The organism is Thalassospira profundimaris (assembly GCF_003326755.1).
Taxonomy (GTDB): domain Bacteria; phylum Pseudomonadota; class Alphaproteobacteria; order Rhodospirillales; family Thalassospiraceae; genus Thalassospira; species Thalassospira profundimaris_B.
In genome coordinates this window covers 315,987-342,792 of the sequence record NZ_JPWH01000002.1, presented here as the reverse complement: position 1 = coordinate 342,792, position 26,806 = coordinate 315,987, and the positions used below count along the sequence as shown (strand labels likewise).

Here is a 26,806-nt window from a genome sequence, read left to right as displayed (position 1 = left end):
GGCCAACTGATTAAAAGTCAGTTGCTCTACCAACTGAGCTACGGGCCCTCACGGCGTTGACGGGCGTTTTAAAGCCATGCCCCCACCCGGTCAACCATTGATTTGCCGATTTAAGGCAGTTTTTTCACAATATCCGGGTTTTTTGCCCAAAAAGCAGAAAACCGCCCTGAAAAGAGCGGTTTTCGATTGAATTTGCACAAACAAATTCGCCTTTATTGTGCGTCGGCAGCAACCTGCATTTTCACAATATGATCGGGGTCTGCCACGCGGCCATTGGCCCAGGGCGCACCCTTTTTGATATTATCAACATATTCCATGCCCGAAACCACCTGGCCCCAAATGGTATATTGACCATCCAGGTGCGGTGCATCGGCAAAACAGATAAAGAACTGCGAATCAGCACTGTTCGGGTCAGCCGCACGGGCCATTGAAACAGTACCGCGCACGTGGTGAGCATCGGAGAATTCGGCTGGCAACTTGGTGCCCGAACCACCGGTACCGTCCCCTTTGGGATCGCCCGTCTGAGCCATAAAGCCATCAATCACGCGATGAAACACCAGCCCGTCATAAAAACCGCTCCGAACCAGTTCCTTGATTCGCGCAACCGTTTTGGGTGCCAGATCAGGACGCATCTGAATGACGACACGGCCATCCTTCAGATCAAGATAAAGGGTGTTTTCAGGGTCAAGCGCGGCAGCATCCGTTGTTTGAGCCTGTGCCGTGTTGATTCCACCGTTCGACATTGTAAAGATTCCCAAAGCAATAATAACAAGAGAAAGAAACCGAAGCAGACGCATGGCCCTAGCAACCTATTCCTTTTCCTGTGCCAGTTTCTGCTGCAAAGCCTGCAACACAGGGGCTGGCACAAATTCGGTGACGGAACCACCCAACCGGGCAATTTCCTTAACAAAACGCGACGAAACAAACTGCTGTTTGTCCGACGCCATCAAAAACACGGTTTCAATATTGGGTGCCAGACGCGCATTCATGCCCGTCATCTGGAACTCATATTCAAAATCCGACACGGCACGCAAACCGCGAACAATAACGGAGGACCGGTTTTCTTCAGCAAAGTGCATTAAAAGCGAGCCGAAAGGCTTGACCTCGGTCCGGGCGGCAACATCACCGCCCGACGCCTTCAGGGATTCGCGTACCAGTTCGCACCGTTCCTCGACCGAGAACATAGGCCCTTTACCCGCATTGATCGCCACACCGACAATCAGATGGTCCACAATACGGGTTGCCCGGCGAATGATATCCATATGCCCCTGGGTTACAGGGTCAAAGGTTCCCGGGTAAATGCCGATACGGTCAGGATCGATCGTTTTTTTCACCATTTCCCCGGATCCCGTTAATCCGTCAGGGACGGATCGGTTTCACCTTCATCGCCATCATCGGCCCGGGCATTCACAGCGGCATCACCTTCCGGCTTTGCAACACTGTCATCTGCACCTTCGGCACCGTCTTCCACCTCATCATCCTCGGCACTGTCACCAAGGTTGTTAAGACGTTCAACCGCGACAACCTGTTCGTCTTCGGCCGTGCGGAACAGGGTCACACCCTGTGTCTTGCGCCCGGCAATACGAATATCGTGGGTCGGCATACGAATGACTTTGCCACCATTTGTGACCATCATCAATTCATCACCTTCCTCGATCACGAAGGAGGCCGCAACCATGCCGTTACGTTCGGACATGTCGATATTGGCAAAGCCCTGCCCGCCACGTCCGGTCACCCGATATTCATAGGCCGAGGTCCGCTTGCCATAACCATTTTCGGTGACAGAGAGAATAAGCTGATCCCCCGAAAGCAGTTCGTCATAGCGTTCCTGGGTCAGAATCTCGAGCGGCAGGCCATCTTCGGCACGAATTTCCTCGCGACGCAGCTTAGAGGCGATGGACAGATATTCACTGCGTTCTTCCATCGTCGCATGGGAGCCCCACAGCACCGACATGGCGATAACCTCGTCACCATCGGCCAGGCGAATACCCCGCACACCAACCGAATTACGGCCGGTAAAGACGCGCACATCCGCCACCCGGAAACGAATACATTTACCCTGACGGGTGGTCAGGAAAATATCATCGTCATCGGTACAGGTCTGAACCGCGATCAGGCTGTCACCCCGATCCTCTTCCAGCTTCATCGCAATCTTGCCGTTGGCTTTGACATTGACAAAGTCGGCAAGGCTGTTGCGACGGACATTGCCTGTCGATGTCGCAAACATGATGTGCAGGTTTGGCCATTCTTCCTCGTCAGGAAGCGGCAGGACGGTGGTGATATGTTCACCTTCGGACAGCGGCAAAAGGTTGACCAGGGCCTTGCCGCGCGATTGCGGCGTGCCCAGCGGCAGGCGCCACACCTTCATTTTATAGACCATGCCCAGCGAGCTGAAAAACAGCACTGGCGTATGGGTATTAGCAACGAACAGCTTGGAGACAAAATCCTCGTCACGGGTTGCCATACCCGAACGCCCCTTGCCACCCCGGCGCTGCGCCCGATAGGTCGAAAGCGGCACACGCTGAATATAACCCGAATGCGACACGGTCACGACCATGTCTTCGCGGGCAATCAGGTCTTCAATGTCATGCTCGAATTCGGCTTCGATGATTTCCGTGCGGCGCGGATCGGCAAATTCGTTGCGCATTTCGGTCAATTCATCTTTCAGAATGATCAATTTGCGCTCGCGCGAGGCCAGAATATCAAGGAAGTCCTTAATCTTCTCACCCAATTCGGTCAATTCAGCGGCGATTTTGTCCCGTTCCAGGCCGGTCAAACGATGCAGACGCAGTTCCAGAATCGCACGGGCCTGGGCTTCGGACAGCCGGTAATTGCCATCATCCGACGCCACCTGCTGCGGATCGGCAATCAGTTCGATCAGCGGTACAATATCGCCGGCCGGCCAGCTTTTTGACATCAGTTGTTCGCGCGCCACCGTCGGGTCGGCCGCATTGCGGATCAGGCGAATCACCTCGTCGATATTGGCAACAGCGATTCCCAGACCAACAACAACATGCGCACGATCCCGCGCCTTTTTCAAAAGGTGAATGGTCCGGCGCGTGATGACCTCTTCACGGAATTCGACAAAGGCCTGAATGATTTCTTTCAGGTTCATCAATTCCGGCTTGCCCCGATTCAGGGCCAGCATGTTCACACCAAACGAGGTCTGGAGGGCGGTAAAGCGGAAAAGCTGGTTCAGCACAACATCGGCAACGGCATCGCGCTTGAGCTCGATCACCATGCGCACACCGGAACGGTCCGATTCATCACGCAGGTCCGAAATGCCTTCCAGCTTTTTGTCGCGCACCAGATCGGCAATTTTTTCCAAAAGCGTTGCCTTGTTCACCTGATAGGGAACTTCGGTCACGATAATGGCATCGCGATTGGCACGGATTTCCTCGACATGGGTACGCGCGCGCATCACAACTGAGCCACGGCCGGTCTTGAAAGCGGAATGAATACCCGAGCGCCCCAAAATAAGCCCGCCGGTCGGAAAATCCGGCCCGCTGACATATTCCATCAGGCCTTCAACCGAAATATCGGGGTTATCGATCACCGCCATGCAGCCATCAATTACTTCGCCCAGATTATGCGGCGGAATATTGGTGGCCATCCCCACGGCAATACCACCGGCACCATTAACCAGCATATTGGGATAGCGCGCGGGCAGAACCGATGGTTCCTTGGTGGTTTCGTCATAGTTGGCGCGAAAATCGATGGTATCTTTGTCGATATCATCGAGCAGGTAATGCGCAGCCTTGGCCAGGCGGGCTTCGGTGTAACGCATGGCGGCAGCCTTGTCGCCATCCATCGACCCAAAGTTCCCCTGGCCGTCAATTTGCGGCAGGCGCATGGAAAAATGCTGCGCCATGCGCACCATCGCATCATAAATCGCGCTATCGCCATGCGGGTGATATTTACCCATGACGTCACCAACGACACGCGCCGATTTGCGGAAAGGCTTGTTCCAGTCAAAGCCGTTTTCCTGCATGGAATACAGAATACGACGATGAACAGGCTTCAGACCGTCACGGACGTCGGGCAGCGCACGGCTGACAATCACGCTCATCGCGTAATCGAGATAGCTGCGGCGCATTTCGTTTTCGATCGATACCGGGAAAATATCGCGGCTGGCAGTGTTTGACACTTCGGAGGACAAAGGCCGTAACCTCTTAAACGCTTAATCAAAAAGGAATCAATGCAGCCCGCCCTGCTTTCGCATAACAAGCTATTGAGGGCGGAAAGTATCAGGTTTAACCGCCACAAACAACATATGACGGAGGCCTTTTAGGGCAAATCGCAATGGTTGTATATTTCAGTCCGTTTTTGCGCGTTCAGACACGGCACCAACCGCCCGCGCACGCGCCCCGAACCGAATGTTCGCCACCGCAATACCGGCCAGAATAATCACCATCGCAATCAGGGTACTGGGGGCCGGGACCTCGCCCAGCACGGCAAGGCTGACAATAATCCCCACCGCAGGCACCAGATAATTGTTGAAGGCCAAAAACCCGGCACCAGTACGCGCCACCATCACCAACAACACAAACATGGCAAGCCCCGTGGGCACGGCCCCCAGATAGGCAATCGCCAGCGCGCCCTGTGCCGACCATGTCATGGTCCAGGGCCGGTCAACCAACAGGGCAACTGGCGAAATGGTCAGGGAAGCAAAGGTCAGAATCAGGGCAGCCGACCCGGCCCTGGGCTGATCGCGCAAATGACGCGCCACCAAAGACGACACGGCATAACACACCGCTGCCGTCAGAACCGCCAATTGATAGGGCAAATCCCCGCCCAGGCCTGACAGGGTTTCGGGGCCGACCAGCACCACAACCCCGCATGTCCCCAAAACAAGCCCCATAACCTTGCCGACAGTCAATTTTTCATCATCGGTGAAAAGATGCCCCAAAATCACCGTGGTTAAGGGCACAACCGACATCAAAACAGCCGCAAGGCCCGCGTTAATGCGGGTTTCACCCATACTGATCAGAAAAAACGGAATGGCATTGCCCAAAAGGCCACACATAAAGGCTGCCCCCAACGCCCGGCGCCCTTTGGGCAAGCCCCCGCGACGCAGCAGCACGATCCCCCACAAAACAACAGCCCCCAGCGTGATCCGCCCGGCGGCAACCACCAGCGGTGAATAGGCATGGACCCCGAGCTTGATAAAAGCAAAGGAGCTCCCCCACATCAGGGCGAGCAATATCAATAAAAAGTAATCAATCATTCCCGGACGTGACATGTTTCCCGCCTATTATCGCCATAATTTCTGGTGCATATGGCTTTGGTTTTCCCGTCGGGGCGACGGGAACATCCTCTGGGTCTTTGCGTTAGCTAGTATCTTGAGAAAGATCAACTAAATAGATGCCTCTTATGTGATACACAACTTCAGATACAAACATCACCCACAGGTGACATGCCATATCGCACCAGAAGGTTCGGAATAACCCTGGCACATAATCAGGGACAGCGGCGTAAACAAGTTATTGATAATGATTTGCAATTGCGTTAAGCTGTATCCACGACAAAAAAACGAAGCGAGCAACAAAATGAGTTATGTCGATCACGAACTGAGCATTGACGAAATGTTGGCCGATCCGATTGTCCGGACACTCATGGCCTATGACCGCATCACTGAAAAAGACATTCGCAAAACGCTGGCTCGGGTCGCCTCTGCCCGCGAAACAAATGCACCTCGCCTGGCACGGCATCGTACACAGCAGCCCCTTAAAAGCTGGACACAACAGTCGGTTCATATAAACGCCCCCAAAACAGCGGCGTGAATGACTGTTCCCTAACGGACCGACCGTAAAATCCGATTTCCCGATTGCGACCCTCGCCGATACCGGCTTGCAGGGTCGCAATCGCGTTTAAACCATTGTCAATTGCATTTACCCGCCGCAACCGGGATTTCCAACGCGCTCTTCAACCTGAAATTTTACTGCCTGGCGTTTTGCATCGCCGCGAAAGTCACAAAAAGCCATCCCCCAATACCAGCACCTTCCATCCACTCCCGACTACACTGGAACAAGTGCAACCTATCTGACATTGACCATCGACAAATGCTGGCATCAACCCGCGATTTTGCTATACTATTGGCACCATGACAGCAATTGGCAGTATTCAAACCATACCGGGTAGCGGCGGTCGGCTTGGCGAAGTTATCGCCATGAACGGCCTTGCCAGCGCCAACAACGCGGGAGCCTCTAACGGAGGATCGTCCCCGGCTGCCCTGCTGGAACGCCAAATGGCGGCGATATCGCTGGTTCCGTTGGACACATCAGCAAGCAAAACCGCGCCTTCCCCCGCGACAAACCGCTCTGCCCCATCGCTATCAGGCAATGCCGAACCCGGCAGCGTCTCTTCTGACCAGGCCGCAATGCCTGCACCCGGCGCCTCCCGCCCTGCCGCACCCATTTCAGCCGCATCGGTTACAGTTATCCAGCAGGTAGATCCCAGAAGCCTTCCGGGCGGCGGATCGACGGTGGACATTGATTTGCCTGGCAGCAAAGAAAATGCCAATGCCAGCCCCGCGCCAGCGACCGCCGATTCCCCGGATGGTGCCCCCGACACCCTGAGTACCGGCGCACAGGAACAGGTCCGTCGCCTGCAAGACCGCGATGCCGCCGTTCGCGCCGAAGAAAACAGCCACAAGGCCCTTGCGGGTGCCAATGCGGGCATGATCAGTTATGATTACTCCGTGGGACCGGACGGGCGGCTTTACGCCACCAGCGGGCATGTATCGATCATGCCGCTACAGGGCCTTGAAGGCATCCAGGCGATTGCCAACCAGGCCGCCATTGGCCGTGCGGCATCTGTTGGCACGTCCACGGCCGATTTTGCCGCCCACAAAGGGGCCTCTGGCAATATCAGCCATATTCTCAGCCAGCAGCAACAGGCAGCCAGTAAATCTTATAATCAGACAACAGCCATGATGTTCAGCCAGCAACAACCAAAATCTGCCGGGCTGGTTGCATAAATCTGCCGCTGCCCCTACCCCCAGCCCGCAACGAAAAAAGCGCCTGCCACAACAGACGCTTTAATGTCATGTCACAATAACGTACTGACAGCCTATTTCGCGTAATGCCAGTAAACGTCAAAGCCGGGGTTAAACACCGTTACCAGGCCGTCTTTGGTGTTAATCTTGTCGGCAAAGCTGGCCGGGACATCGCGCTTTTCCAGGGTAATTTTGGCGTCATTGACCGGCAAACCATAAAAAGCCGGGCCATTCAGCGAGGCAAAGGCCTCCAGCTTGTCAAGGGCCCCCTCTTCTTCAAAAACATGTGCCAGCAACTGGACGGTATTATTGGCGGTAAAAATACCGGCACAGCCACAGGCACTTTCCTTGCGATCATCGGTATGCGGGGCGGAATCGGTCCCCAGGAAGAAACGGGCATCCCCCGAGGTAGCTGCCGCGCGCAAGGCCAAACGGTGCTTTTCGCGCTTTGCCACCGGCAGGCAATACATATGCGGGTGGATCCCGCCAACCAGAATGGCGTTGCGGTTAATGATCAAATGATGGGTCGTGATCGTCGCGCCAACATTGGTGTCATTAGATTTGACAAAATCGACACCATCCTGCGTGGTGATGTGTTCCATAATAATGCGCAATTCAGGCAGACGCTTGCGCAGCGGGGCCAAAATACGGTCAATGAACACCGCTTCACGGTCGAAAATATCAATATCAGGGTCGGTCACTTCACCATGCACGCAAAGCGGAATACCCAATGCCGCCATACGTTCGAGCACCGGCATCGCCTTTTCAAAGTCGCGCACCCCACTGGCGGAATTGGTGGTTGCCCCGGCAGGATAAAGTTTTAGCGCGCTGATAACACCTTCCTTATAGGCTGCCTCAACATCGTCCGGGTCGGTCCCCTCGGTCAGATACAGGGTCATCAGCGGGCTAAAATCATGACCGGCAGGAAGCGCATCAACAATGCGGTTGCGATAGGCGATGGCATCGGCCCTGGTCAGAACCGGCGGCACCAGATTGGGCATAATAATGGCGCGGGCGAAATGGGCGCTGGTTTCGGGCAGAACCGCGCGCAGCATGTCGCCATCACGCAAATGAAGGTGCCAGTCATCCGGGCGATGGATGGTAATGCGATGGGACGACATAAAAAACCTCCTCGGACATCAGATTCAGGCGCAACCGGCAAGGCCAGCGGGCAATGCGTGGTTGCTCAGTACCAGATGACGTTTTTTTTGGGAATTATAAACATCGACCAACAGGCATTTTAACGGTCATATGCCGCAAAAGACAAAAGGCCAGGCTGTTAAGCCTGACCTTTTCACAATGGGGCGAGTGATGGGATTTGAACCCACGGCCCCCAGAGCCACAATCTGGTGCTCTAACCGACTGAGCTACACCCGCCATCATTTGGCGTTACCGCCATCGTGTGGCGCGGTTTTTATCGCCGCGGGCATGGTACGTCAAGCGGAGATTTCGACTTTTTTTCATATCTGGCCCTCACCTGCCCCTGAACCCGCAAATCACCGCGATTTTCCAACGTTATTCTTTGCCTTTTTTCCTGCATCAAACCAGGCTGGCGATTTTTCATTCGCATATTTCTCTTGCGTCAGGACAAAATGGAAACAATTAAATCAGCGCGATATCATGAATCCGGCATATTCCGAGTTCATCATCATATGCAGGCCGAAAGAAAAAACGGAGAATCCGATGAAGTGGGGCGTGATCAGCACAGCCAATATTGGAACGGCAAAAGTCATTCCGGCAATGCAGCAAAGCGACAAGCTGGAAATTCGGGCCATTGCCGGCCGTGACCTTGAAAAAACCCGCGAGGTCGCCGAAAATTTGCGCATTCCACGCGCCTATGGTTCTTATGAAGAATTACTGGCCGATCCATCGATTGAAGCCGTTTACAACCCGCTGCCCAACCATTTGCATGTTGAATGGACCATCAAGGCGCTTGAAGCCGGAAAACACGTTCTCTGTGAAAAACCCATCGGCCTGAACACCGAAGATGCCGAACGCCTGATCGAAGCACGCACTAAAAGCGGCAAACAGGTGCTGGAAGCCTTTATGGTGCGTCACCACCCGCAATGGCAGCACGCCCGGGAACTGGTTAGCAGCGGCCAGATTGGCGAATTAACCACCATTCAAAGCATTTTCACCTATCACAACACCAACCCGGCCGATGTGCGCAATAAAAAGGACATTGGCGGCGGCGGATTGCTTGATATTGGCTGTTATTGCGTGATCGGCCCGCGCTACATTACCGGGCGTGATCCGGTGCGCGTTGTCTCGCTGATGGATAAAGACCCGAAATTTGGCACCGACCGGCTGGTTTCCGGCCTGCTCGATTTTGGCAGCGGCGTTCAGGCCAGCTTTGTCTGTGGCACCCAGTCTGCCGCCGTGCAGCGCGTGCATATCCTGGGCACCGAAGGCCGTATCGAAATTGTCATGCCCTATAACCCGGTGCCGGAAAACCCCGCCGTCATACGTGTTGGCACCCAAAAACAGCCCAGTTTTGACGAAGCCCGCGAAATTTCCTTCCCGGTTTGCAACCAGTATACCCTGCAGGGCGAAAACGCGACGGCGATCTTCAATGGCAGCATTGAGGTCGATTATCCGATCGAAGATGCGATCAACAATATGAAAATTCTCGACAGCCTTGCCCGCTCTGCCCGTACCGGAAGCTGGGAAATGGTCGATCACAAATAACAGCCGCAAAACACACCTGATCGACCCCTGAATTAAAAAAGGACATCGCCCATTTCGCGATGTCCTTACTTTTTTCAAAAGGCTGAATAATCAGGCGGCAAAAACCTTTTTCATCCGCTCTATCGCCTCTTCCATAATGGCTTCGCGCTTGCAGAAGCAAAAACGAACAAAATGGCGCACATCACCCTGTTGATAAAAGGCCGAAACGGGGATGGCGACCACCCCGACCTTTTCGATCAGATACTGACAAAAGGCCTCGTCATCGCCCTCAAAACCCAATGGCCGAAAATCGCAGGTAATGAAATAAGTACCCTGGGAATCGAGCACATCAAAACCCACCTCGCGCAATCCTTTCATCAGGTAATCGCGCTTGTTCTCCATAACGGCGGTAAAGCCGTTAAAATAGCTGTCATCCTGATTAAGGCCATAGGCCACGCCATATTGCAAATTGGGCGGTGTTGTAAAAACCAGATATTGGTGCGCTTTCGAGATCGGCTCCAGCAATTTCGCACAGGCCGTGATATAGCCCACCTTCCAGCCGGTCAGCGAAAAGGTTTTGCCCGCAGAGCCAATACGCACGCAGCGATCCCGCATCCCGGGAAAGGTCATTAGCGGATGATGCTTGCGGCCATCAAACACCAGATGTTCGTAAACCTCGTCACACAGGGCATAGGCATCATGGCGTTTCACAAGCTCTGCCAGAAAACCCAGTTCGTCATCGCTAAAAACCTTGGAGCAGGGATTCATCGGCGAATTGATCAACACCAGTTTGGTTTTATCCGAAAAGGCCGCCGCCAGCTCATCCCGCGGCAACTCCCAATGGGGCGGTGTAACCCGCACCAGCTTGGGAATACCGCCCGCCAGTTTCACAATCGGCAGATAACTGTCATAAAGCGGCTCGATCAGGACAACCTCGTCGCCCGGCGCGACCAGCCCGAGAATGGCATTTGCCAGGGCCTCGGTCGCGCCTGCTGTCACCATCACTTCGCGATCGGCATCAATATCAAGGTCATAAAACCGCTTATTGTGACGGGCAACGGCTTCACGCAGCTCGGGAATACCCATCATCGACGGATACTGGTTGGACATGTTCATTGTCGCATCGGCGGCCGCCTGGCGAATATCTGCCGGGCCATCGGTATCGGGTGCACCCTGCCCCAAATTGATGGCATTGTGTTTGCGCGCAAGCCCACTCATCACCTCGAAAATCGTAATGCCGCCCGATGCAAACAGTGGATTGCCTATGAAATCCGACATCGTGAACCGTCCTTTTTACCTGATTCTGGTTTGCATGCGTTCCGGTCGACTTTTTGTAACGGGAACGCATATCCATGTTTATTCATACGTTTCTGCCACGATGACACGCCAATGACCAGCATCGCGCGTCACAATCGACAATAAAACGGCGCAAGGCTCTCCGTGCACCCGTGCAAATAGAATCGACCAGCCAAATATCGAAACGTCGTTGCCCGTTCTGCACAGGGAAATAGGCATCTGGCAGATACTGATGTTATAAATTTACCGACTGCCCGTTCCAACATCATAAAATTGCATATTATTTATGCAAACTGCTCAAATTATAGCCACAAAATTACAAAAATTCTCGGTTAACCGATGGGTTTTGCTAGGTTTTCATCATAAGACTCCCTAGAATATCGCCACTCGGCAGCGGTAGCTTGAAACTGGCACGCGCCGTGCTAACCATATTGACCGAGTTCATCGCAACTCTCGCAAAAAGCAGAGGGCGCTTAATGAAAAAGATTGAAGCCATCATCAAGCCGTTCAAGCTTGACGAGGTTAAGGAGGCCCTTCAGGAGATCGGCCTTAAAGGGATTACCGTTACCGAAGCCAAGGGCTTTGGCCGTCAAAAAGGCCACACGGAACTTTACCGTGGCGCTGAATATGTGGTCGATTTCCTGCCGAAGGTGAAGCTTGAGATTGTTGTCGAAGACACGCTGGTCGAGCGTGCAATCGAGGCAATCCAGCAGGCCGCCCATACCGGCCGGATCGGCGATGGTAAAATTTTCGTATCCTCGCTTGAGGACGCGATCCGTATCCGTACGGGCGAACGGGGCAATGACGCGATCTGATCGGTCATTTTACTCCTGTTTGCACGACGGTCGCTAATTATTGAGTTTTAAAGGGTTGCATCATGTCTGACGCTGCTTCAGTACTGAATTTGATCAAAGAAAAAGGCATCCAGTTCGTGGACCTGCGCTTTACCGATTCCAAAGGTAAATGGCAGCACACCGCACAGGACATCTGCTCGATCGATGAAGACGTTTTCACCGACGGCATCATGTTTGACGGTTCGTCCATTTCGGGCTGGAAAGAAATCAATGAATCCGACATGGTTCTGATGCCCGATCCCTCGACCGCTGTTGTTGATCCGTTCACCGCACAGCCGACCCTGATTGTTTTCTGTGACGTTATCGAACCGGCAACCGGCCAGGGTTACGAACGCTGCCCGCGTTCGACTGCAAAACGCGCACTTGCTTACATGAAATCGGCTGGCATTGGCGATACCGCCTATTTCGGTGCCGAACCCGAATTCTTCATGTTCGACGACGTTCGCTGGACCACCGCTGGCGAAGGCATGGGCTACCAGCTTGACTCCGAAGAAGGCCCCTACAACACCGGCACCGAATTTGAAGGCGGCAACCGCGGCCATCGCCCGGGTCCGAAGGGCGGTTACTTCCCGGTACAGCCGGTTGACTCGGCCAACGACATCCGTGCAGAAATGGTCAACTACATCAACGAAATGGGCGTGCGTTGCGAAAAGCACCACCACGAAGTTGCTCCGTCGCAGCACGAACTGGGTATCGGTTTTGGCACCCTGATCGAACATGCTGACGCGATCCAGATCTACAAATACTGCATCCACATGGTTGCACACCAGTATGGCAAAACCGCAACCTTCATGCCGAAGCCGGTATGGGGCGACAACGGTTCTGGCATGCACACCCACCAGTCGATCTGGAACGAAGGCAAGCCGCTGTTTGCCGGTAACGGTTATGCTGACCTGTCTGACACCGCCCTTTACTACATTGGCGGTATCATCAAGCACGCCAAGGCGCTGAACGCATTTACCAACCCGACCACCAACAGCTACAAGCGTCTGGTTCCGGGTTTTGAAGCACCGGTTCTGCTGGCATATTCTGCCCGTAACCGTTCGGCTTCCTGCCGTATTCCCTACACCGCTTCGCCGAAGGGCAAGCGCGTTGAAATCCGCTTCCCCGATGCCCTTGCCAACCCGTACCTGGCATTCTCTGCCATGCTGATGGCTGGCCTTGACGGCATCGAAAACAAGATCCATCCGGGCGAAGCAATGGACAAGAACCTCTATGATCTTCCGCCGGAAGAACTCAAAGAAGTTCCGACCGTTTGCGCATCGCTGCGTGAAGCCCTGGAAAGCCTGGACAAGGACCGCGAGTTCCTGAAGAAGGGCGACGTGATGAGCGACGATTTGATCGATGCCTATATCGGTCTGAAAATGGAAGAAGTCATCCGTTTTGAACAGTCGCCGCACCCGGTCGAATTTGACATGTATTACAGCGGCTGATTGGTTCGCCAATTACCTTGTTTTTGGAAACGCCCGGCATTTTGTCGGGCGTTTTCTTTATCGGCTTCTTTATCGGACCACACCCTGCCGGCATCGAAAACCCGCAGTCAAATAAAGGCAAAGGACTGACTGGAAGTGTTCATTTGGCAATAAAAACCCCGTCCACACAGATTTGCGAACGGGGGTGACAGAAGGACAAACAGGTTTATTCCTCGATCAGGTCAGCATCCCTGGCTGCGTCATAGATGGCATATTTTCCTTTGCCCGCCAGTTTGACCTGATACATCGCCTTGTCAGCACGGCGAAGCTGTTCGTTCATGTCACAAAACCCGCCATCAAAGACGGAAATACCGATAGACGCCCCAATCGGACAGGGCTTGCCCTGCCAGACATAGGGTTCCGCCAGCGCCTTGAGAATTTCATCGGCCATTTTTGCCATTTCCGGTGCCCGACCTTTATTGACAAAAACCATGGTAAATTCATCACCCCCCAAACGGGAAATTTCGTCTGCCCGGCGGGCAACCCGCACCAGGCGACGCGCGGTTTCCACCAAAACATAGTCCCCCGCCGCGTGTCCCAGCGTGTCGTTAACCTGTTTAAAGCCATCCAGATCCAGCAAAAACACCGCCGCAGGGGTTTCTGTCCCACGCAGTACCGATTCACAATGGTTGAGCTTCTGCATAAAACGGGCGCGGTTGGCCAGACCGGTCAATTCGTCATTATTGGCCTTGTTTTGCAATTCGCGCGCCGCCATTTTTTGTTTGGTAATGTCGGCAACCCACCACAAAACGGCTTCCCGGCCCTCAAAGGGTACCGGTTCCAGCGATGTTTTGAGCCAGCGGGCCTCCTTCGCCCCCTGGGGGCGGATGCGCAACTCCACATCGTGCAGTTCGCCCATTGCATCCATTTCAAAAAGACTTTTTTCACGATAGCGTTCGGACAGTAAAATACTGTCCGTCGCATCGGTCAGAAGCTTTTTCTTCATTTCCTCGGGGGTGTCAGCATCGTCGTCGCCTTCCCCGTCAGAGTCTACTTTAAGGCCAAGCAATTCGATAAACGTGCGGTTAAAAAACAGAAACTTGCCGGTTTCCCGATCCGAAATCCCGACCCCGATCGGGGCCTTTTGCAAAATATCGGTCAATCGTGCGGCCGCACCGGCCACTTCGGCCTCTGCCTTTTTCAGCGATGTAATATCAATCAGCGACCCAATGGTTCCGCCGATCACACCACCAGGGGTTTTCAGGGTTGAGGCGGCAAAAATCGCCGTCTTTTCCATACCTTCATGATTTTCAAAGGTAATTTCTTCGCTGATATTCCCTTCACGGGTCAAAAGCGGCTTTTCCTTTGACTGCATGGTTTTATCAAGCTGGGTGGGCGCAACATCGGCCGATTTGCGCCCCAAAACCGCGTCAAGTTTGCTGCCGATCAAGGCCGAGAAGGCGGTGTTGCAACGATTGATCACACCTTCAAGATTTTTGACATAAATCGGAATAGGCAAAACATCGATCAGATGCTGAATGAAAAACTTGTGATCGGTCAGCGCACGGGTCATGGCTTCGCTGCGCGTAATGTCACGCAACATCAAAACCTGCATCCCCGACGGCCCATCCACCTTGCACCAGGAGACACGTATATCCCCGACACCAAAGCCGGGTAATTCCTGTTCGCCTTTCTTGCCGATTTGCGACAACGCCTTGCGGACAGCTTCCACCCCGTCGCTATCGTCAAACTTTACCTCGCGCGAGAGCAGAGCCAAAAACTGCTTTAACGCCGTTCCCGGCTTAAGACCAAGAGAGACCTTGGCGAGCATATCGAGCGCATGCGGATTGGCATGCTGAATGGACAAATCGGATGCGGAAAGAAATATGATGCCGTCACGTGCCAAGGCCGCCGTCGCAACAATATCAGAGCTGATCGCCAATGCACCTATACGCGCCGAATTTCGGCGCACCCCCTGCTTACGTCAAAAACAAATTTACAAACATATTGTGCCCACACGGCGTTACCGTTGAAAAACAAGCTGCATTCCCCGTATCGCACAGAACCCGAAGATAACCGCTCAACTGGCAGGCTTTTTGGCCGTCGGGTTATCCGCCAGATCGATATATCCCCGATCAACGCAATGTTCGAGCTCCTGGCTTGCGGCCTTCATTTCCTCATACGCCTCACGTAACTGGCGCAATTTAAGAACTTCCGCCTCGGTAGGATGGTTGGCTTTACCATCCCCCGCCAGCTTGAAGGCATAGCGCAAATACTCCGCCCGGGAACGGGCGACGGACACCATTAACGGCAAAATTTCATCAACCGTCAAATCAGGGATCGCCGGACTGATCACCTCATGGTTAATCTCCCGGATGACATGTTCAAGTGCCATACGAAAACGGCTTTTTGTGCGGCCAGGATCATCGGTCATTTCGAGGTGCCCCCTATGGTTAACAGCCAAGCAAACCATATTGTACATAAGGTTATATTAACGCATTCATTATCATCACAAAATGCCTAAAGCTGGCATTTTTTATGATATTTGCATGATTTACCCGTTTACCATCACCCGAACGACTTTTCTTTCGACCAATTGCGGGCTTGATAGCACCCGTGTGTCCGGCTAGAGGTAAATCCATACGGATTTTTATCCCGCGTTGAACGGGACGACATGCAAAGGAACAGGCAAAATGCAAGCACGCGTAAAATGGCTCGATAACCTGACTTTCACCGGCACCAGTGGATCCGGTCATGGTGTTGTCATGGACGGTGATCGCGAAAATGGTTATGGCCCCAGCCCGATGGAAATGCTGCTGTTGGGGGTTGCCGGTTGTTCGTCCATCGACGTGGTACACATCCTGCAAAAGGGGCGTGAAAACGTCCAGGATGTTGAAACCGACATCACCGCCGAACGCGCCGAAACTGATCCCAAGGTTTTCACCAAAATCCATCTGCATTTCAAAGTGCGCGGTGAAAACCTTAACGAAGCCAAAATTGAACGGGCGGTTCACCTTTCAGCTGAAAAATATTGCTCGGCCTCTATTATGCTGTCAAAGGCTGCCGAACTGACCCATAGCTGGGAACTGCTGGATTAACCGGGTATTGATACCCTGCAACCGGTTTTAAATGGCAACGGCAGCGACAGGAACGCCGTTGCCATTTTTTGTCCCGCCGTCATGTGATATGAAGCAATAACCCTGCCCCTATTTTACAATTGGGGCCGGATATTATCGTCACCACAGGATTCCTCTTCATGCTGTTTTCAAGGTTCACCGCCCGTGCGCAAATCTGCCTTGTTCTGGCCGGTCTTTGCCTTGTTAGCGCCTGCGACAAAGGGCCTGAACGTTATGAGGCCTCCGGACATGCCATTACCACGCCCCCGCCCGGCACCCCTTATGACGCATATATCAGCGACAGCCGGGATAAAATTCGCACGGTCCTGTCTGACATCCGGTTTAAGCACGAAAAGCAGCCTTTTGGCCCCTATTCCCTTGAAGAAGCGGTCAATATCCGTGCCCCCTACGAGATAAAACCCGATAGTGCTGCCTGTCGCCAAAAAGGCAAAACCGTTACCAATGGCGATGGCGTAGGGTTTTTAATGGTCCACGGGCTTTCTGATGGCCCCTATCTGCTAAGTGATGTTGCGAACTCCCTGCATGAGGCGTTCCCCTGCGCGACAGTGCATGGCCTTCTGTTACCAGGCCACGGCACCGTACCCGGCGACTTGCGCGACATAAGCCGCGATGACTGGCAAAATATGGTCACATACGGCTTTGAAAGTTTTGACACCGATATTCGGCACATCATCCCGGTTGGCTATTCAATGGGGGCGGCATTGCTGGCGCGCGCGGCAGAGGACCATCGCAAAGATCCGGAACTTGCCGCGATGATATTGCTCTCGCCCGGTTTCAAGGCCTATAGCGACCTCGCATGGCTTAGTCCCTATTTGCGTTATGTGATGCCCTGGGTGGAAAAACGCGGCGATCATGACGTGGCAAAATATGAATCCCTGCCGATGAATGCGGCAGCGGAATTTCAGCTGCTAACCGTTCCGTTTGACGAATACACGCTGCCACCGCTAACTGTACCGGTTTTTATGGCCGCGTCCTCGGATGATCGTACGGTTCGGGCAGAAGTGGCCCTGCATTTCTTTTGCGGCAAAGTCGAATCTGATGACCGTTACATGATATGGTACCAGGGCGAGGAAAAGGCTGTCGAAGACAGGATACAGCCGATATGCGACAATATTGACAGTGTCAAATCGGCCAATCCGGACTATCGAACCGTCAATATGGCCCATACCGCCCTGACCATGCGCCCCGATAACCCACACTATGGCCTGAATGGCGATTTTCGCCGTTGCGACCATTACAGCGAACCTGAAAATCAAAAAGCCTGCAAGGCCGATAATGAGGACGCCATTTACGGCGAAACCAACCTTGTGGACTCTGCCACGCCCGGCACCTTACGGCGCGGAACCTTTAACCCCGATTTCGGACGCATGATGATAAAAATGTCCGATTTCGTCCATAAGGCGCTGGAACATTGATCTTTTCCAATCGTTACCCCATTTAGTTATTAATCCAACAACATTGCGGCAAAGCCCTGTCCCGATATTGCGGGTTTTGTTTATCCCCTGTCCTTTGTGATGCCGCCAAGACGAGACCAATCGCATGCCATTTGAAATTCAGCATTGCCTGTCCTCGAACGGGACGAAACTGCGATATGGCATTTCGTCGCCAAAAAATGCACGCGGCCATATTTTTATTCTTCAGGGCCGGGCCGAATTCATCGAGCGTTACAGCGAAACCGCCCGCGACCTCGCAGCGCGCAACATTGGCTGTGTAACCTTTGATTTTCGCGGACAGGGTGGTTCCCTGCGTGAAACACCGGTTCCGGAAATGGGCTATGTCCGCGATATTGCCCATTATGTCGAAGATGCCCACATTGTCGCCGATTATGTCAAGGCACGCCACGACATTGACTGCCCCATGCTGATGACCCATTCAACCGGGGGCCTGGTGGGCATTAATCTGTTGCTTGCTGCACCAGAACAGTTTTCATCAGCCTTGATGATTGCGCCGTTCTTTGGCCTGGCAGGGCCGGACTGGATGGTACGCCTGGCCAAGGTGATCTCGGGCAGCCTGTGCAAGGCCGGGATGGATAAAAAATACCTGCCGGGTCAAAAGATGTTGTCCCCGCTTCAACCCTTCAACCCCGATAATCTGCTGACCTCGGACCAGGGGCGTTATGAACGCAGCTTTGCGTTACTGCACAAACAGCCGGAGCTCATGATCGGCGGTGTATCGGCGGGCTGGCTTGACGCCTGTTTTCGTGCCCAGGCGTTACTGGACTTCCAGTTGGCCGAAGCAGCGGGCAAAGCGACACAAAAAAACGCCCGTTCTCTGCCGCCAACAACCATGATCATTTCCGGGAATGACCGGGTCGTCAGCAATGCGGCAACCAAACGGCTGTTTTCGCAACATCCTGATGTCACCCTGCATGAAGTGGCAGGGTCACGCCACGAAATCCTTCAGGAACGCGACGAATTGCGCAACCGGTTCTGGGATATTTTTGAAAAACATGTGGCTCAACATCATGGTGACTGGCTGAACGACGCGGCAAAACACCCTGTGCCCACCATGCCCGAAGCACAGGCAGCAGGCTGACAATTCGTCAGCCGCTAACACCCGTTAATCACATTTTGCAAGAAGCACGGCTTTGGTTTCCGCATCAACATAGGCAGCCTGAAGGGCCGTCCGGGTCATGCCGCGCAATTCATCATCCGTAAACCCGAAAAGATCGCTGGCACGCTGATATTCATCGGCCAGGGTTGTATGGAAAAACGGCGGGTCGTCCGACCCCAGCGTCACCTTGACCCCGGCATCGTACAATTTGCGCAAAGGGTGGCTTTGATAATCGGGATAAACCGAAAGGGCGATATTGGAGCCAGGGCAAACCTCCAGCACAATGCCGCGTTTTGCCAGTTCTGCAACCAGTTTCTCGTCCTCGATTGCGCGCACACCGTGACCAATCCGGTCCACAGGCAAATGGTCAATCGCATCCCACACACTTTCGGGGCCGACAACCTCGCCGGCGTGGGTGGTGCAGCCAAGGCCGGCGTCAGCAGCCAGTTTATAAGCCGGATAAAAGTCCTTTTGGGTAAAAAGGCTTTCATTACCGCCCATGCCAAAACCAACAATATAGGGGTGCGAACAGGCGACCGTCTGGCGGGCAACATCAACGGCCTGTTCCGGCCCCAAATGGCGCACACAGGTCATAACGATACGGCCAATAATTCCGCTTTGCTGATAGGCCTGGTCAATGCCATCGGCCACCGCCAGCAAATGATCGTCAAAGGACAGCCCCTGCATTGCCGCATGAGAGGGCGAACAAAACAGTTCGACATATAACGCGCCGATTTTGGCCTGTTGGACCAGATAATGGCAGGTCAGGTCGCTATAATCCTGGCGCGTGCGAATAACACCGCTGGCGCGATCATAACAATCAAGAAACTGCGGAAAATCGGCCCAGATATAACGATCATTTTCGTCATAAAGACCATCTTCGACAGTGATACCATTACGTGCGGCAAACAATCGAACCAGATCGGGCGTCATCGCCCCTTCCAGATGCAAATGCAGTTCCGCCTTGGGAAGGGTCAGTGTCATGGTGCCCTCATGGTTTGAACAACGGTTTATAATTATTCACAGGTAGCGGCTTTGCACAGCAAAATGAAGCCTGTTTTTACCCCGAAGCCAAAACAGCCGTCCCGATAACGGAACGGCTGCATAAACGATAAGCAATTGGGAAACACTGTCAAAGAACCGTCAGGCGGCTTCGGTCTGTTTATCGCTTTCGGGTTTGCCAACCTTTTCTTCGGTCCCGGCCAGTTCGGCAAGCGGGCCGATGTAGGGCTTGAAACGCTGCCACTTGTCAACCGATTCAGCGTTGATCGGTCGGCGGACCTGCATCAGGCTGGCGGTCCGGGCGGCCTGGCGGCTGCGATAAAATTCCAGACATTCAGCCTGCCATTCCAGCCCGCAATGGGCCAGCACATTTGGCGCAACCGTTTCCGGGTCCCCCACCAGTTCCTCGTAGGACAAATCAAAAATCTGCCCGTTTTCATCCACGGATGAAAACGCTGCCATGATCTTTTCATAGCCGCGGTAATAATCCGCAAGGTCCTGGAGGCTATCGGCAAAGCGCATGGGGGTCGCAAATGGCGTTGTATAGATCGAAAGCGTGGTCGCCAAAGGATGCCGCTGACAATGAATGACCGGCGCATCAGGGAAAACACGGCGGATCTGCCCCAGTCGTAAAAAGTTTGCCGGTGTTTTGTTGGCAACCATTTTGGCATCAGGGGCATAGCCCTTCATGGCGGCGAGGTATTTTTTTCGGATGGCCCGGGCCGCCCTGTCGTCAATGCGCTCCATTTGTGTCGAAATGGCGCCCGGCCCCACAACTTCCGCCACGGCACGGGCAAAATCGCCTGCCTCACCCGCCGCATAAACATCACGATGTGCCCCGATAATGCGTTCTGTCAGGGTTGTGCCCGATCGTGGCATTCCCACAATAAAAACCGGCCGGGGCGCGGCCTTGTCATCATCGGCAGCAAGTTTCGCCACAATGGCATCATGCCCGGCCATGCGGGCGGCATCCTGCCTGGTCAACGCGATGATGCGGTCAATCTCGGCCAGTTCCTTCTGGCCATCATAGGCGACAGCGGCGCGATGCGCGGTATGCCCCTTTTGATACCATTCAAAGGCCGTTTCAAACTGCTGGCGCACTTCCGCAGTCCGGGCAAGGGCAAAGGCCGCATTAAAACGATGCTGCGAATGTTGCTTTGTATCGGCAAACACCCCTTCCAGAAACGGTATTGCCCGATCTGGCATAACATGCGGGCGCAAAAACGACACAACCAGATAAGGCTGGGTGTTGGTTTCCCCTTGATTTTCAATCAGGTCAAGGCTGTTGCATACAGCCGGATCCACCTGACCGCTCAGGGCCTGGGCGGAAACCTGCAAAAGACGCAAATGTCTGTCATCCGGTCTGTCAGCCACCAGTTTATCATATAAAGCCAGGCCTTTGTCGGCCATTTCAACCCGAATATAAAGCTGGGCAAGTGCCTTTTGGCTTTCATAATAACGCGAAAATGTCGGCGGAATGTTTTCCAGTAATGTCATCGCCCGCATGATATCGGGCGAATAGGTGGGCGCTGCCGAAATATACTTGTCATGTTCAATAATGACATTTGCCAGATATTCAGCAAAAAGCGGTTCGTGCCGGTTTTGGCGATACTGTTTTTCCGCCAGCGCAATTACTGAATGATAGTCACCTGTTGCGCGCGCAAAAACCAGCAGGTTTTGCAATACCATACCGATATGACGCCCCGTCACCGGCACAATGGGCAATAATCTGGACAAATAGGGGAAAGCACGGCGCGGCTGCGAACCCTGAAGTTCGGCAACGCTCGTCATCAACAGCAATTCCACCCCTTTTGGGTGGGTTTTAAGCAGTTTAGCGCCAATAGCCGCCGCCCTGTCAAACTCTCGTCCCGCCATCGCTTCCTTCATCGAGGATAGCGATTCTTTATTATGCGTTTGCTTCATAATTGTGTCCCGAAGCATTTTAAAACCGTGGTGTCATTTCCCCCGAAATTCCCCGGCGCATCTATGACTTTAAGTCATTTATATCGCGACGCACAATCTAAAAATGTTTCACCGTCACAAATAATCCACCAAAAAATAAACCCGGCAGTTAAATGCCAGGTTTATCAATGGGAAATAAAAAACAACCTTCAAACTACTTTTTGAGGGCGTCGCCGTATCATGTTTTTGGACGCCAACAGTGCGCCGCCAACAATCAGCAAACATCCCCAGATAACCGCCGGGCTTGCTGGCGCACGGCCAACGGCGATCAAAATCAGGGTCGATAACAGCGGGGCGGCATAGGCCGAGACACCAAGCACCTGAATATCGCCATGTTTGGTGCCGTAATCCCAGACAAAAAAGGCAACGCCGACCGGGCCAAGCCCCAATCCCGCGATGGCAAGCCACTGCATGGCATCGGGTGTTACCCAGGTTTCAAGCAAACCATGCGTGATAAAACCCAATATCGCCGCCCCGGCACAAAACCCGCACACGGCCTCCACCGGAACAGCACGATAACGACGGTTCAAAACCGAATAACCGGACCATAAAACGGAACAAACCAGTGCCGCGCCATAACCAACAGCAAATGCGGGGTCAAAATGAACCCCCTGCCCCTTGGTCACAAGTACCGCCGCCCCGCCCAGCCCGCATATGGCCCCGGCAATATGAAACCAGCGCAGTCGTTCTCCTGGCAGCAGGGCTGATAGCAGCACGATAAACAAAGGCCATAAATAGGCGATCAAACTGGCATCAACGGCAGGGGCATTGGCAAGAGCGACAAAGTAGAAAAAATGATAGCCAAACAAGCCGCCCACCGACAAAACCCACGCCCCAACCGGTTGACGCAAGGCACGAAAGGATGACAAACCCCTGCGGGAAATCCAAAGGCCACTAAAGATGGCGGCAATGGCAAAACACAGGCTGACCAGTTGAAACGGCGGAATGGATTTAACCTGGGTGGTAAACAGAGCCAGCAAGGCCCACAGCAAAACGGCAATCGTCCCAATCAAGGTTGCCCTGGTTCTCGGCGCGAGCAAAGACATCATCGTTTTCCATTACATGTGTCACATCGATGGCTTTGGATCCTAAAAGCGGATCCCGGATGTGTCTTTGCTCAAACTCCTGTTTTCCAGGGGCGTCACTTGTCGCCTAATTGGCACTGTTTACGATATTGCGCGGGTGATCGCCCGAAACGGCGTGAAAAAGCCCGCGAAAAGGCCGCCTGATCCTGAAACCCTACCTGCCTTGCGATCTCGCCGATCGTTTCGGTATTTTTACTGTCCGCCAGCAAATCACGCCCGAAATCAAGCCGCACTGCCGCCAGCCAGCGCATGGGGGAACAGCCGACATATCGCTCGAACGCGGCAAAAAGCGCACTTTCAGACAGGGCGGCAATCCGGGCCATTCCGGCAATGCTGACAGTTTCGTTCAAACGCGCGGCAGCCCATTCCATTGCCCGTGTCAAACGCAGGGGGATACCGCCTGCTTGCTCTTGCAAGGGATCATATCTGACATTTCCGGCCTTTGTGCCCGTGTGGGCTGCCCGCAGCAGGTCATTGAGGAACGGTAACATATGATACTGACCGGACAAATCCCGTGCATGTTCCCAACTGGCAACAGCAGCATTCGCATTTACCCCTGTCATCAGGGGAAAGTCCCTTGCCCCGGGGTACGAAAGGTCAGACCCGGCCTGACTAAAAGCCGGTTTTACCGCCAGCAGATTTTCAAGGTCGCCAAAACGGATATCGCGCGCCACCGAAAGATAGGCCCCGCCACCTGCCTGATGCCAAAGCTGTTCTATTCCCGCATTTGCCGCCAGTCGGGCATCCAGATCGATGACAAGAAACCGGTTCATGCCCTGGGCACGATAGGCATGTTTGGCCCCGGCCGGAACAAAGGCAATTTGCCGCCCCCGGACCTCGCCCCCTTTCCCGTCAACATCCAAATCCAAAACACCATGATGCGAAATGATGATCTGGTGAAAATCATCATGGCTGTGTGTCAGGGTTTCAGACCGATAATGGCGAAAACTAAGCACGATTTCCTTCCTGTTTACGTATCCCTGAAGGTTTTCATAAAACACCGGGATCACCAGACGGATTTTGCGACACATTATCGTGATTAATCAAGCTGACAAATCGCCACGTATAAAGTTCCAGCTTCAATTTTGACGAAACGGGCGAACACCATCATCACTTTCAATCCCCCTGTCGCCCCAAACAAGAAAATATTATGCAGGCAAAGCACGAGCACCCCAGCAAACTGCGCCGCTATGTCATCGCAATGGCGGGCATGGCAACCATCGATTTCTGTTTTACCGGGGCCTATGTCCTGATTTCCGGGCACAGCAGTGTGCTGGCGCGCGCACTGATGTTAAATATTGTCGTTTTGATCGGGGTAAATGCCGTTGGTGCGGCCCTGTTGTTCCGCCCTATCAACCGGGCGATCAAAAGCCTGCAATCTGGCGACAGGACCCAACTTGCACACGCAAAAAGACGGCTTAACAGCCTGCATATCCATTCCACCTTATGGGCCTTCTGTGTTGGGCTGATTTACTGTACCGCCGCCTTTGGCAGCGGCGTTTTTCTGGTTCATGATCCCGCACTTGCCAGCACCGTGCCGCTGGCAACACGCATAACAGCGGGTTTGTGGTTCAGCTTTGCCTATGCCGCGCATTTTGCCATTTATGCCTATTTTGCTGCCCTTGACCGGGCGGAAACCGTGCGACGCAACATGTTCGAGAACTGGCAAGTTGCCTTTGCCCCCGGTCAGGCCCGCATCGGGCCACGTCTGGCCATTGTCTTTTTGCTGTTAACTCTGATTTCATCGCTCGCCATTTTGCTTGACCTTACCCTGTTTCCCGAAATCAGGGCATTGCAAGGCCTTTCGACGCAGCAGGCTGTCATTCTTGATGTGATTGCAACCGAAACGGCGGCCATCCTGTGCCTGTTTTTTATTAACCGCACCCTGACCCGCCCCATCCGCTATCTGCGTGATGTGATGCAAAAAATCGCCCGGGCCGATTTCACGGCACGCAGTCCGATTGCCAGTGACGACGAAATCGGCCAGCTTGCCGCCGACTTTAACCATATGGCCGCCGGCCTTGCCGAACGCGAAAACATGCGTCGCGCCTTTGAACGTTATGTCAGCCGCGATGTTGTGGAACTGGCCCTGCAGCGCGAACAAAGCGGTGACCCGCGTGCGGCAGGCGAACTCAGATTTGCTACCGTCATGTTTTGCGACATCAGCGATTTTACCGCCATGTCGGAAAACTTGGCACCGCAACAGGTTATCAGCCTGCTGAACGACTATTTTGACCAGGTTAATGCGCCCATCCGCCATCATGGCGGCGTTGTCATGAATTATGTCGGCGATGCCCTTCATGCCGCCTTCAATGTTCTGCACGATGACCCTTATCATGCGATACATGCCTTAGACGCCGCCCTGGGTATTCGCAACATTACCCGCAATTCCCGTTTCGGGGACGACAACCTGATGATGAAAACCAGAATTGGCATTCATTCCGGGCCGGTTGTGGCAGGGCCGGTCGGTTCCAGTGACCGCATCGATTTTACCATTCAGGGCGATACGGCTAATCTGGCATCCCGGCTGGAAAACTATAACAAGGAAACGGGGACGGAAATCCTGATCAGCAAAACAACCCGCGATCTGATTATGGCTCATCGTGATCTACAGCGCGATGTCAGCTTTATTGATTTGGGCGAGCATGCCATACGCGGACGCCAGTCACCTGTCGGACTATTCACTGTGGCAGACACCCACACGTCGCCAAACCCGCCCGAAACCAACGATAGGTAACCGCCTGTTTCCCTTGATCTTATGGTGAAAATCGCCACAAAGCGGTTGTCATCTCCTGATCGCGCAGGGTGCCATCTTGCACGATCTGGCGATAGCGGGCTGGCGAAACCCCAACGATGTGACCAAAACGGGTGGTAAAATGTGCCTGGCTGGAAAAACCACACCTCACGGCAATTTCCGCCAGGCCCAATTGACGGTCACGTAGCATATGGCGCGCCTGTTCGACCCGTTTGCGCAACACAAACTGGTGCGGGGCCTCGCCCAGCGAGGCACGAAACATGCGTGAAAAGTGAAATACCGAAAGCCCGGCCACACTAGCAAGATCATCAAGCGTAATAGCACATTCCAGATGCGCGGCGATATAATCGGTAACACGCCGACGCACCGCCATGCTCAACCCGCCACGAATAACGTTCATACCGGGTTTTTGCGCGGTATACTCAGAAAGCAAATGCCCCAAAAGACCATAACCCGCTGCCGACATGACGAGACGATCCGCCGGTGCATCCCAGTCGAGCGGCAAAATCACCTGACGCACCATTTTTTCAACCGCCGGATCAATCCAGAAAACCTTCTCTGTCAATTCGATCCGGGCGGGATCGCGATCAAGCATTTGAATAACGGCGCGATCCCAGGCAGCGACGGGAATATAAAGATGAAACAGTTCCACCTGCCCCCGCACCATCCAGTCCGACGAAATATGCGCGGGCATGACGCACACACGGCCAGGACCACCACCCGATAATGGCACCGACCCCTGTTCGCGCAAAATGCCGGTTCCGCCATCAAGATACAGGCTGAGTGTATGATGATCCGGGTCGTCATAACGGCTTTGGGCATAAGAATCCCGATGCCAGCGCACTGCGGAAATTTCGTCACCAAAATCCCCTGCCGACACAATATCGGCATCGTTTTTCAGTTCGTTAAAAACCGTGTAATTCTGATAACGGGGCAGTGTCATTTGATAAGGTGTTCCAAAGCCGGGAGGCGACAAACCATGCCCTTATACTGAACCGCCAAACCGGTTTTGACCAGCCCTGCCCTGATCATCGGACATTTTTGCGCAAGATTGTGAAAAAGACCGCAATATCGTGAAAGCCACGC

The 26,806-nt window shown here is 53.7% G+C and carries 22 protein-coding genes and 1 tRNA gene; 9 read left to right on the top strand and 14 right to left on the bottom strand.

Annotation, left to right across the window (positions count from 1 at the left end; all coding sequences use genetic code 11):
* Positions 1-212 precede the first annotated feature (212 nt).
* From TH25_RS04580 to TH25_RS04565, 4 genes are all read right to left on the bottom strand, one after another.
* Positions 213-743, bottom strand: coding sequence for a peptidylprolyl isomerase (locus tag TH25_RS04580; RefSeq protein ID WP_114087263.1), 531 nt, complete (start codon positions 741-743; stop codon positions 213-215).
* Between the two features lie 66 nt (positions 744-809).
* Entirely contained in the window at positions 810-1,337 is a 528-nt protein-coding gene (gene coaD / locus TH25_RS04575) for a pantetheine-phosphate adenylyltransferase (RefSeq protein WP_114087234.1), read from the bottom strand.
* Between the two features lie 14 nt (positions 1,338-1,351).
* Positions 1,352-4,159 (bottom strand): DNA gyrase subunit A, encoded by a 2,808-nt coding sequence (gene gyrA / locus TH25_RS04570; RefSeq protein WP_258549030.1) that lies wholly within the window; start codon positions 4,157-4,159, stop codon positions 1,352-1,354.
* Positions 4,160-4,315: 156 nt separating this feature from the next.
* Positions 4,316-5,242 carry a DMT family transporter gene (locus tag TH25_RS04565; protein ID WP_114087233.1) on the bottom strand — a complete coding sequence of 309 codons (927 nt, stop codon included), beginning with the start codon at positions 5,240-5,242 and terminating at the stop codon, positions 4,316-4,318.
* 307 nt (positions 5,243-5,549) lie between these two features.
* Between TH25_RS04565 and TH25_RS04560 the strand changes: the two genes are divergently transcribed.
* Complete coding sequence (locus tag TH25_RS04560) at positions 5,550-5,783, top strand: hypothetical protein (RefSeq protein WP_147252987.1); 234 nt, start codon at positions 5,550-5,552, stop codon at positions 5,781-5,783.
* A 320-nt stretch (positions 5,784-6,103) separates the two neighbouring features.
* On the top strand, positions 6,104-6,979 hold the full coding sequence (locus TH25_RS04555) for a putative metalloprotease CJM1_0395 family protein (RefSeq protein ID WP_258549029.1): 876 nt from the start codon (positions 6,104-6,106) through the stop codon (positions 6,977-6,979).
* A gap of 92 nt (positions 6,980-7,071) precedes the next feature.
* Here the strand turns inward: TH25_RS04555 and pyrC are convergent, their stop codons facing one another.
* Together pyrC and TH25_RS04545 are read right to left on the bottom strand one after the other, a co-directional pair.
* Positions 7,072-8,118 carry a dihydroorotase gene (gene pyrC, locus TH25_RS04550; protein ID WP_114087231.1) on the bottom strand — a complete coding sequence of 349 codons (1,047 nt, stop codon included), beginning with the start codon at positions 8,116-8,118 and terminating at the stop codon, positions 7,072-7,074.
* A gap of 179 nt (positions 8,119-8,297) precedes the next feature.
* A tRNA-His gene (locus TH25_RS04545) sits at positions 8,298-8,374 on the bottom strand.
* A gap of 306 nt (positions 8,375-8,680) precedes the next feature.
* On the opposite strand from TH25_RS04545, the gene TH25_RS04540 reads away from it, so the two are divergent.
* The gene (locus tag TH25_RS04540; RefSeq protein WP_114087261.1) at positions 8,681-9,685 is read left to right on the top strand and encodes a Gfo/Idh/MocA family protein; all 1,005 of its coding nucleotides are present in this window, start codon (positions 8,681-8,683) and stop codon (positions 9,683-9,685) included.
* Positions 9,686-9,775: 90 nt separating this feature from the next.
* On the opposite strand, the gene TH25_RS04535 is transcribed toward TH25_RS04540, so the two are convergent.
* Positions 9,776-10,942: an aminotransferase gene (locus TH25_RS04535; RefSeq protein ID WP_114087230.1), complete on the bottom strand. Its 1,167-nt coding sequence runs from the start codon at positions 10,940-10,942 to the stop codon at positions 9,776-9,778.
* A 494-nt stretch (positions 10,943-11,436) separates the two neighbouring features.
* Here TH25_RS04535 and TH25_RS04530 point away from each other — a divergent pair, with 494 nt between their 5' ends.
* On the top strand, positions 11,437-11,775 hold the full coding sequence (locus tag TH25_RS04530) for a P-II family nitrogen regulator (RefSeq protein WP_007091888.1): 339 nt from the start codon (positions 11,437-11,439) through the stop codon (positions 11,773-11,775).
* Between the two features lie 62 nt (positions 11,776-11,837).
* Positions 11,838-13,247 (top strand): type I glutamate--ammonia ligase, encoded by a 1,410-nt coding sequence (gene glnA, locus TH25_RS04525; RefSeq protein WP_114087229.1) that lies wholly within the window; start codon positions 11,838-11,840, stop codon positions 13,245-13,247.
* 205 nt (positions 13,248-13,452) lie between these two features.
* Here the strand turns inward: glnA and TH25_RS04520 are convergent, their stop codons facing one another.
* Complete coding sequence (locus TH25_RS04520) at positions 13,453-15,168, bottom strand: sensor domain-containing protein (RefSeq protein ID WP_258549028.1); 1,716 nt, start codon at positions 15,166-15,168, stop codon at positions 13,453-13,455.
* Between the two features lie 138 nt (positions 15,169-15,306).
* The gene (locus TH25_RS04515; RefSeq protein WP_114087228.1) at positions 15,307-15,660 is read right to left on the bottom strand and encodes a hypothetical protein; all 354 of its coding nucleotides are present in this window, start codon (positions 15,658-15,660) and stop codon (positions 15,307-15,309) included.
* 259 nt (positions 15,661-15,919) lie between these two features.
* Between TH25_RS04515 and TH25_RS04510 the strand changes: the two genes are divergently transcribed.
* The 3 genes from TH25_RS04510 (at position 15,920) to TH25_RS04500 (ending at position 18,898) form a co-directional block, all read left to right on the top strand.
* Entirely contained in the window at positions 15,920-16,324 is a 405-nt protein-coding gene (locus tag TH25_RS04510; protein WP_114087227.1) for an OsmC family protein, read from the top strand.
* A gap of 158 nt (positions 16,325-16,482) precedes the next feature.
* Positions 16,483-17,778, top strand: coding sequence for an alpha/beta hydrolase (locus TH25_RS04505; RefSeq protein ID WP_114087226.1), 1,296 nt, complete (start codon positions 16,483-16,485; stop codon positions 17,776-17,778).
* 124 nt (positions 17,779-17,902) lie between these two features.
* Entirely contained in the window at positions 17,903-18,898 is a 996-nt protein-coding gene (locus tag TH25_RS04500; RefSeq protein WP_114087225.1) for an alpha/beta fold hydrolase, read from the top strand.
* 24 nt (positions 18,899-18,922) lie between these two features.
* Here TH25_RS04500 and TH25_RS04495 read toward each other — a convergent pair whose 3' ends face one another.
* The 4 genes from TH25_RS04495 to TH25_RS04480 all read right to left on the bottom strand — a co-directional run bounded on the left by TH25_RS04495 (position 18,923) and on the right by TH25_RS04480 (position 23,921).
* Positions 18,923-19,900 carry an adenosine deaminase gene (locus tag TH25_RS04495; protein WP_114087224.1) on the bottom strand — a complete coding sequence of 326 codons (978 nt, stop codon included), beginning with the start codon at positions 19,898-19,900 and terminating at the stop codon, positions 18,923-18,925.
* A gap of 159 nt (positions 19,901-20,059) precedes the next feature.
* The gene (locus tag TH25_RS04490; protein ID WP_181847401.1) at positions 20,060-21,841 is read right to left on the bottom strand and encodes a sulfotransferase family protein; all 1,782 of its coding nucleotides are present in this window, start codon (positions 21,839-21,841) and stop codon (positions 20,060-20,062) included.
* A gap of 188 nt (positions 21,842-22,029) precedes the next feature.
* Positions 22,030-22,926: an aromatic amino acid exporter YddG gene (yddG, locus tag TH25_RS04485; RefSeq protein ID WP_114087222.1), complete on the bottom strand. Its 897-nt coding sequence runs from the start codon at positions 22,924-22,926 to the stop codon at positions 22,030-22,032.
* A gap of 95 nt (positions 22,927-23,021) precedes the next feature.
* Positions 23,022-23,921, bottom strand: a complete 900-nt coding sequence (locus TH25_RS04480) for an AraC family transcriptional regulator (protein WP_181847399.1) — start codon at positions 23,919-23,921, stop codon at positions 23,022-23,024.
* A 194-nt stretch (positions 23,922-24,115) separates the two neighbouring features.
* On the opposite strand from TH25_RS04480, the gene TH25_RS04475 reads away from it, so the two are divergent.
* On the top strand, positions 24,116-25,702 hold the full coding sequence (locus TH25_RS04475; protein ID WP_114087220.1) for an adenylate/guanylate cyclase domain-containing protein: 1,587 nt from the start codon (positions 24,116-24,118) through the stop codon (positions 25,700-25,702).
* Positions 25,703-25,721: 19 nt separating this feature from the next.
* Here TH25_RS04475 and TH25_RS04470 read toward each other — a convergent pair whose 3' ends face one another.
* The gene (locus TH25_RS04470) at positions 25,722-26,663 is read right to left on the bottom strand and encodes an AraC family transcriptional regulator (RefSeq protein WP_114087219.1); all 942 of its coding nucleotides are present in this window, start codon (positions 26,661-26,663) and stop codon (positions 25,722-25,724) included.
* Positions 26,664-26,806 lie beyond the last annotated feature (143 nt).

Coding starts and splice junctions, on each gene's coding strand:
- TH25_RS04580 (WP_114087263.1), bottom strand. CDS start 743: ATGTCGAACGGTGGAATCAACACGGCACAGGCTCAAACAACGGATGCT.
- coaD (WP_114087234.1), bottom strand. CDS start 1,337: ATGGTGAAAAAAACGATCGATCCTGACCGTATCGGCATTTACCCGGGA.
- TH25_RS04565 (WP_114087233.1), bottom strand. CDS start 5,242: ATGTCACGTCCGGGAATGATTGATTACTTTTTATTGATATTGCTCGCC.
- TH25_RS04560 (WP_147252987.1), top strand. CDS start 5,550: ATGAGTTATGTCGATCACGAACTGAGCATTGACGAAATGTTGGCCGAT.
- TH25_RS04555 (WP_258549029.1), top strand. CDS start 6,104: ATGACAGCAATTGGCAGTATTCAAACCATACCGGGTAGCGGCGGTCGG.
- pyrC (WP_114087231.1), bottom strand. CDS start 8,118: ATGTCGTCCCATCGCATTACCATCCATCGCCCGGATGACTGGCACCTT.
- TH25_RS04540 (WP_114087261.1), top strand. CDS start 8,681: ATGAAGTGGGGCGTGATCAGCACAGCCAATATTGGAACGGCAAAAGTC.
- TH25_RS04535 (WP_114087230.1), bottom strand. CDS start 10,942: ATGTCGGATTTCATAGGCAATCCACTGTTTGCATCGGGCGGCATTACG.
- TH25_RS04530 (WP_007091888.1), top strand. CDS start 11,437: ATGAAAAAGATTGAAGCCATCATCAAGCCGTTCAAGCTTGACGAGGTT.
- glnA (WP_114087229.1), top strand. CDS start 11,838: ATGTCTGACGCTGCTTCAGTACTGAATTTGATCAAAGAAAAAGGCATC.
- TH25_RS04515 (WP_114087228.1), bottom strand. CDS start 15,660: ATGACCGATGATCCTGGCCGCACAAAAAGCCGTTTTCGTATGGCACTT.
- TH25_RS04510 (WP_114087227.1), top strand. CDS start 15,920: ATGCAAGCACGCGTAAAATGGCTCGATAACCTGACTTTCACCGGCACC.
- TH25_RS04505 (WP_114087226.1), top strand. CDS start 16,483: ATGCTGTTTTCAAGGTTCACCGCCCGTGCGCAAATCTGCCTTGTTCTG.
- TH25_RS04500 (WP_114087225.1), top strand. CDS start 17,903: ATGCCATTTGAAATTCAGCATTGCCTGTCCTCGAACGGGACGAAACTG.
- TH25_RS04495 (WP_114087224.1), bottom strand. CDS start 19,900: ATGACACTGACCCTTCCCAAGGCGGAACTGCATTTGCATCTGGAAGGG.
- TH25_RS04490 (WP_181847401.1), bottom strand. CDS start 21,841: ATGAAGCAAACGCATAATAAAGAATCGCTATCCTCGATGAAGGAAGCG.
- yddG (WP_114087222.1), bottom strand. CDS start 22,926: ATGTCTTTGCTCGCGCCGAGAACCAGGGCAACCTTGATTGGGACGATT.
- TH25_RS04475 (WP_114087220.1), top strand. CDS start 24,116: ATGCAGGCAAAGCACGAGCACCCCAGCAAACTGCGCCGCTATGTCATC.
- TH25_RS04470 (WP_114087219.1), bottom strand. CDS start 26,663: ATGACACTGCCCCGTTATCAGAATTACACGGTTTTTAACGAACTGAAA.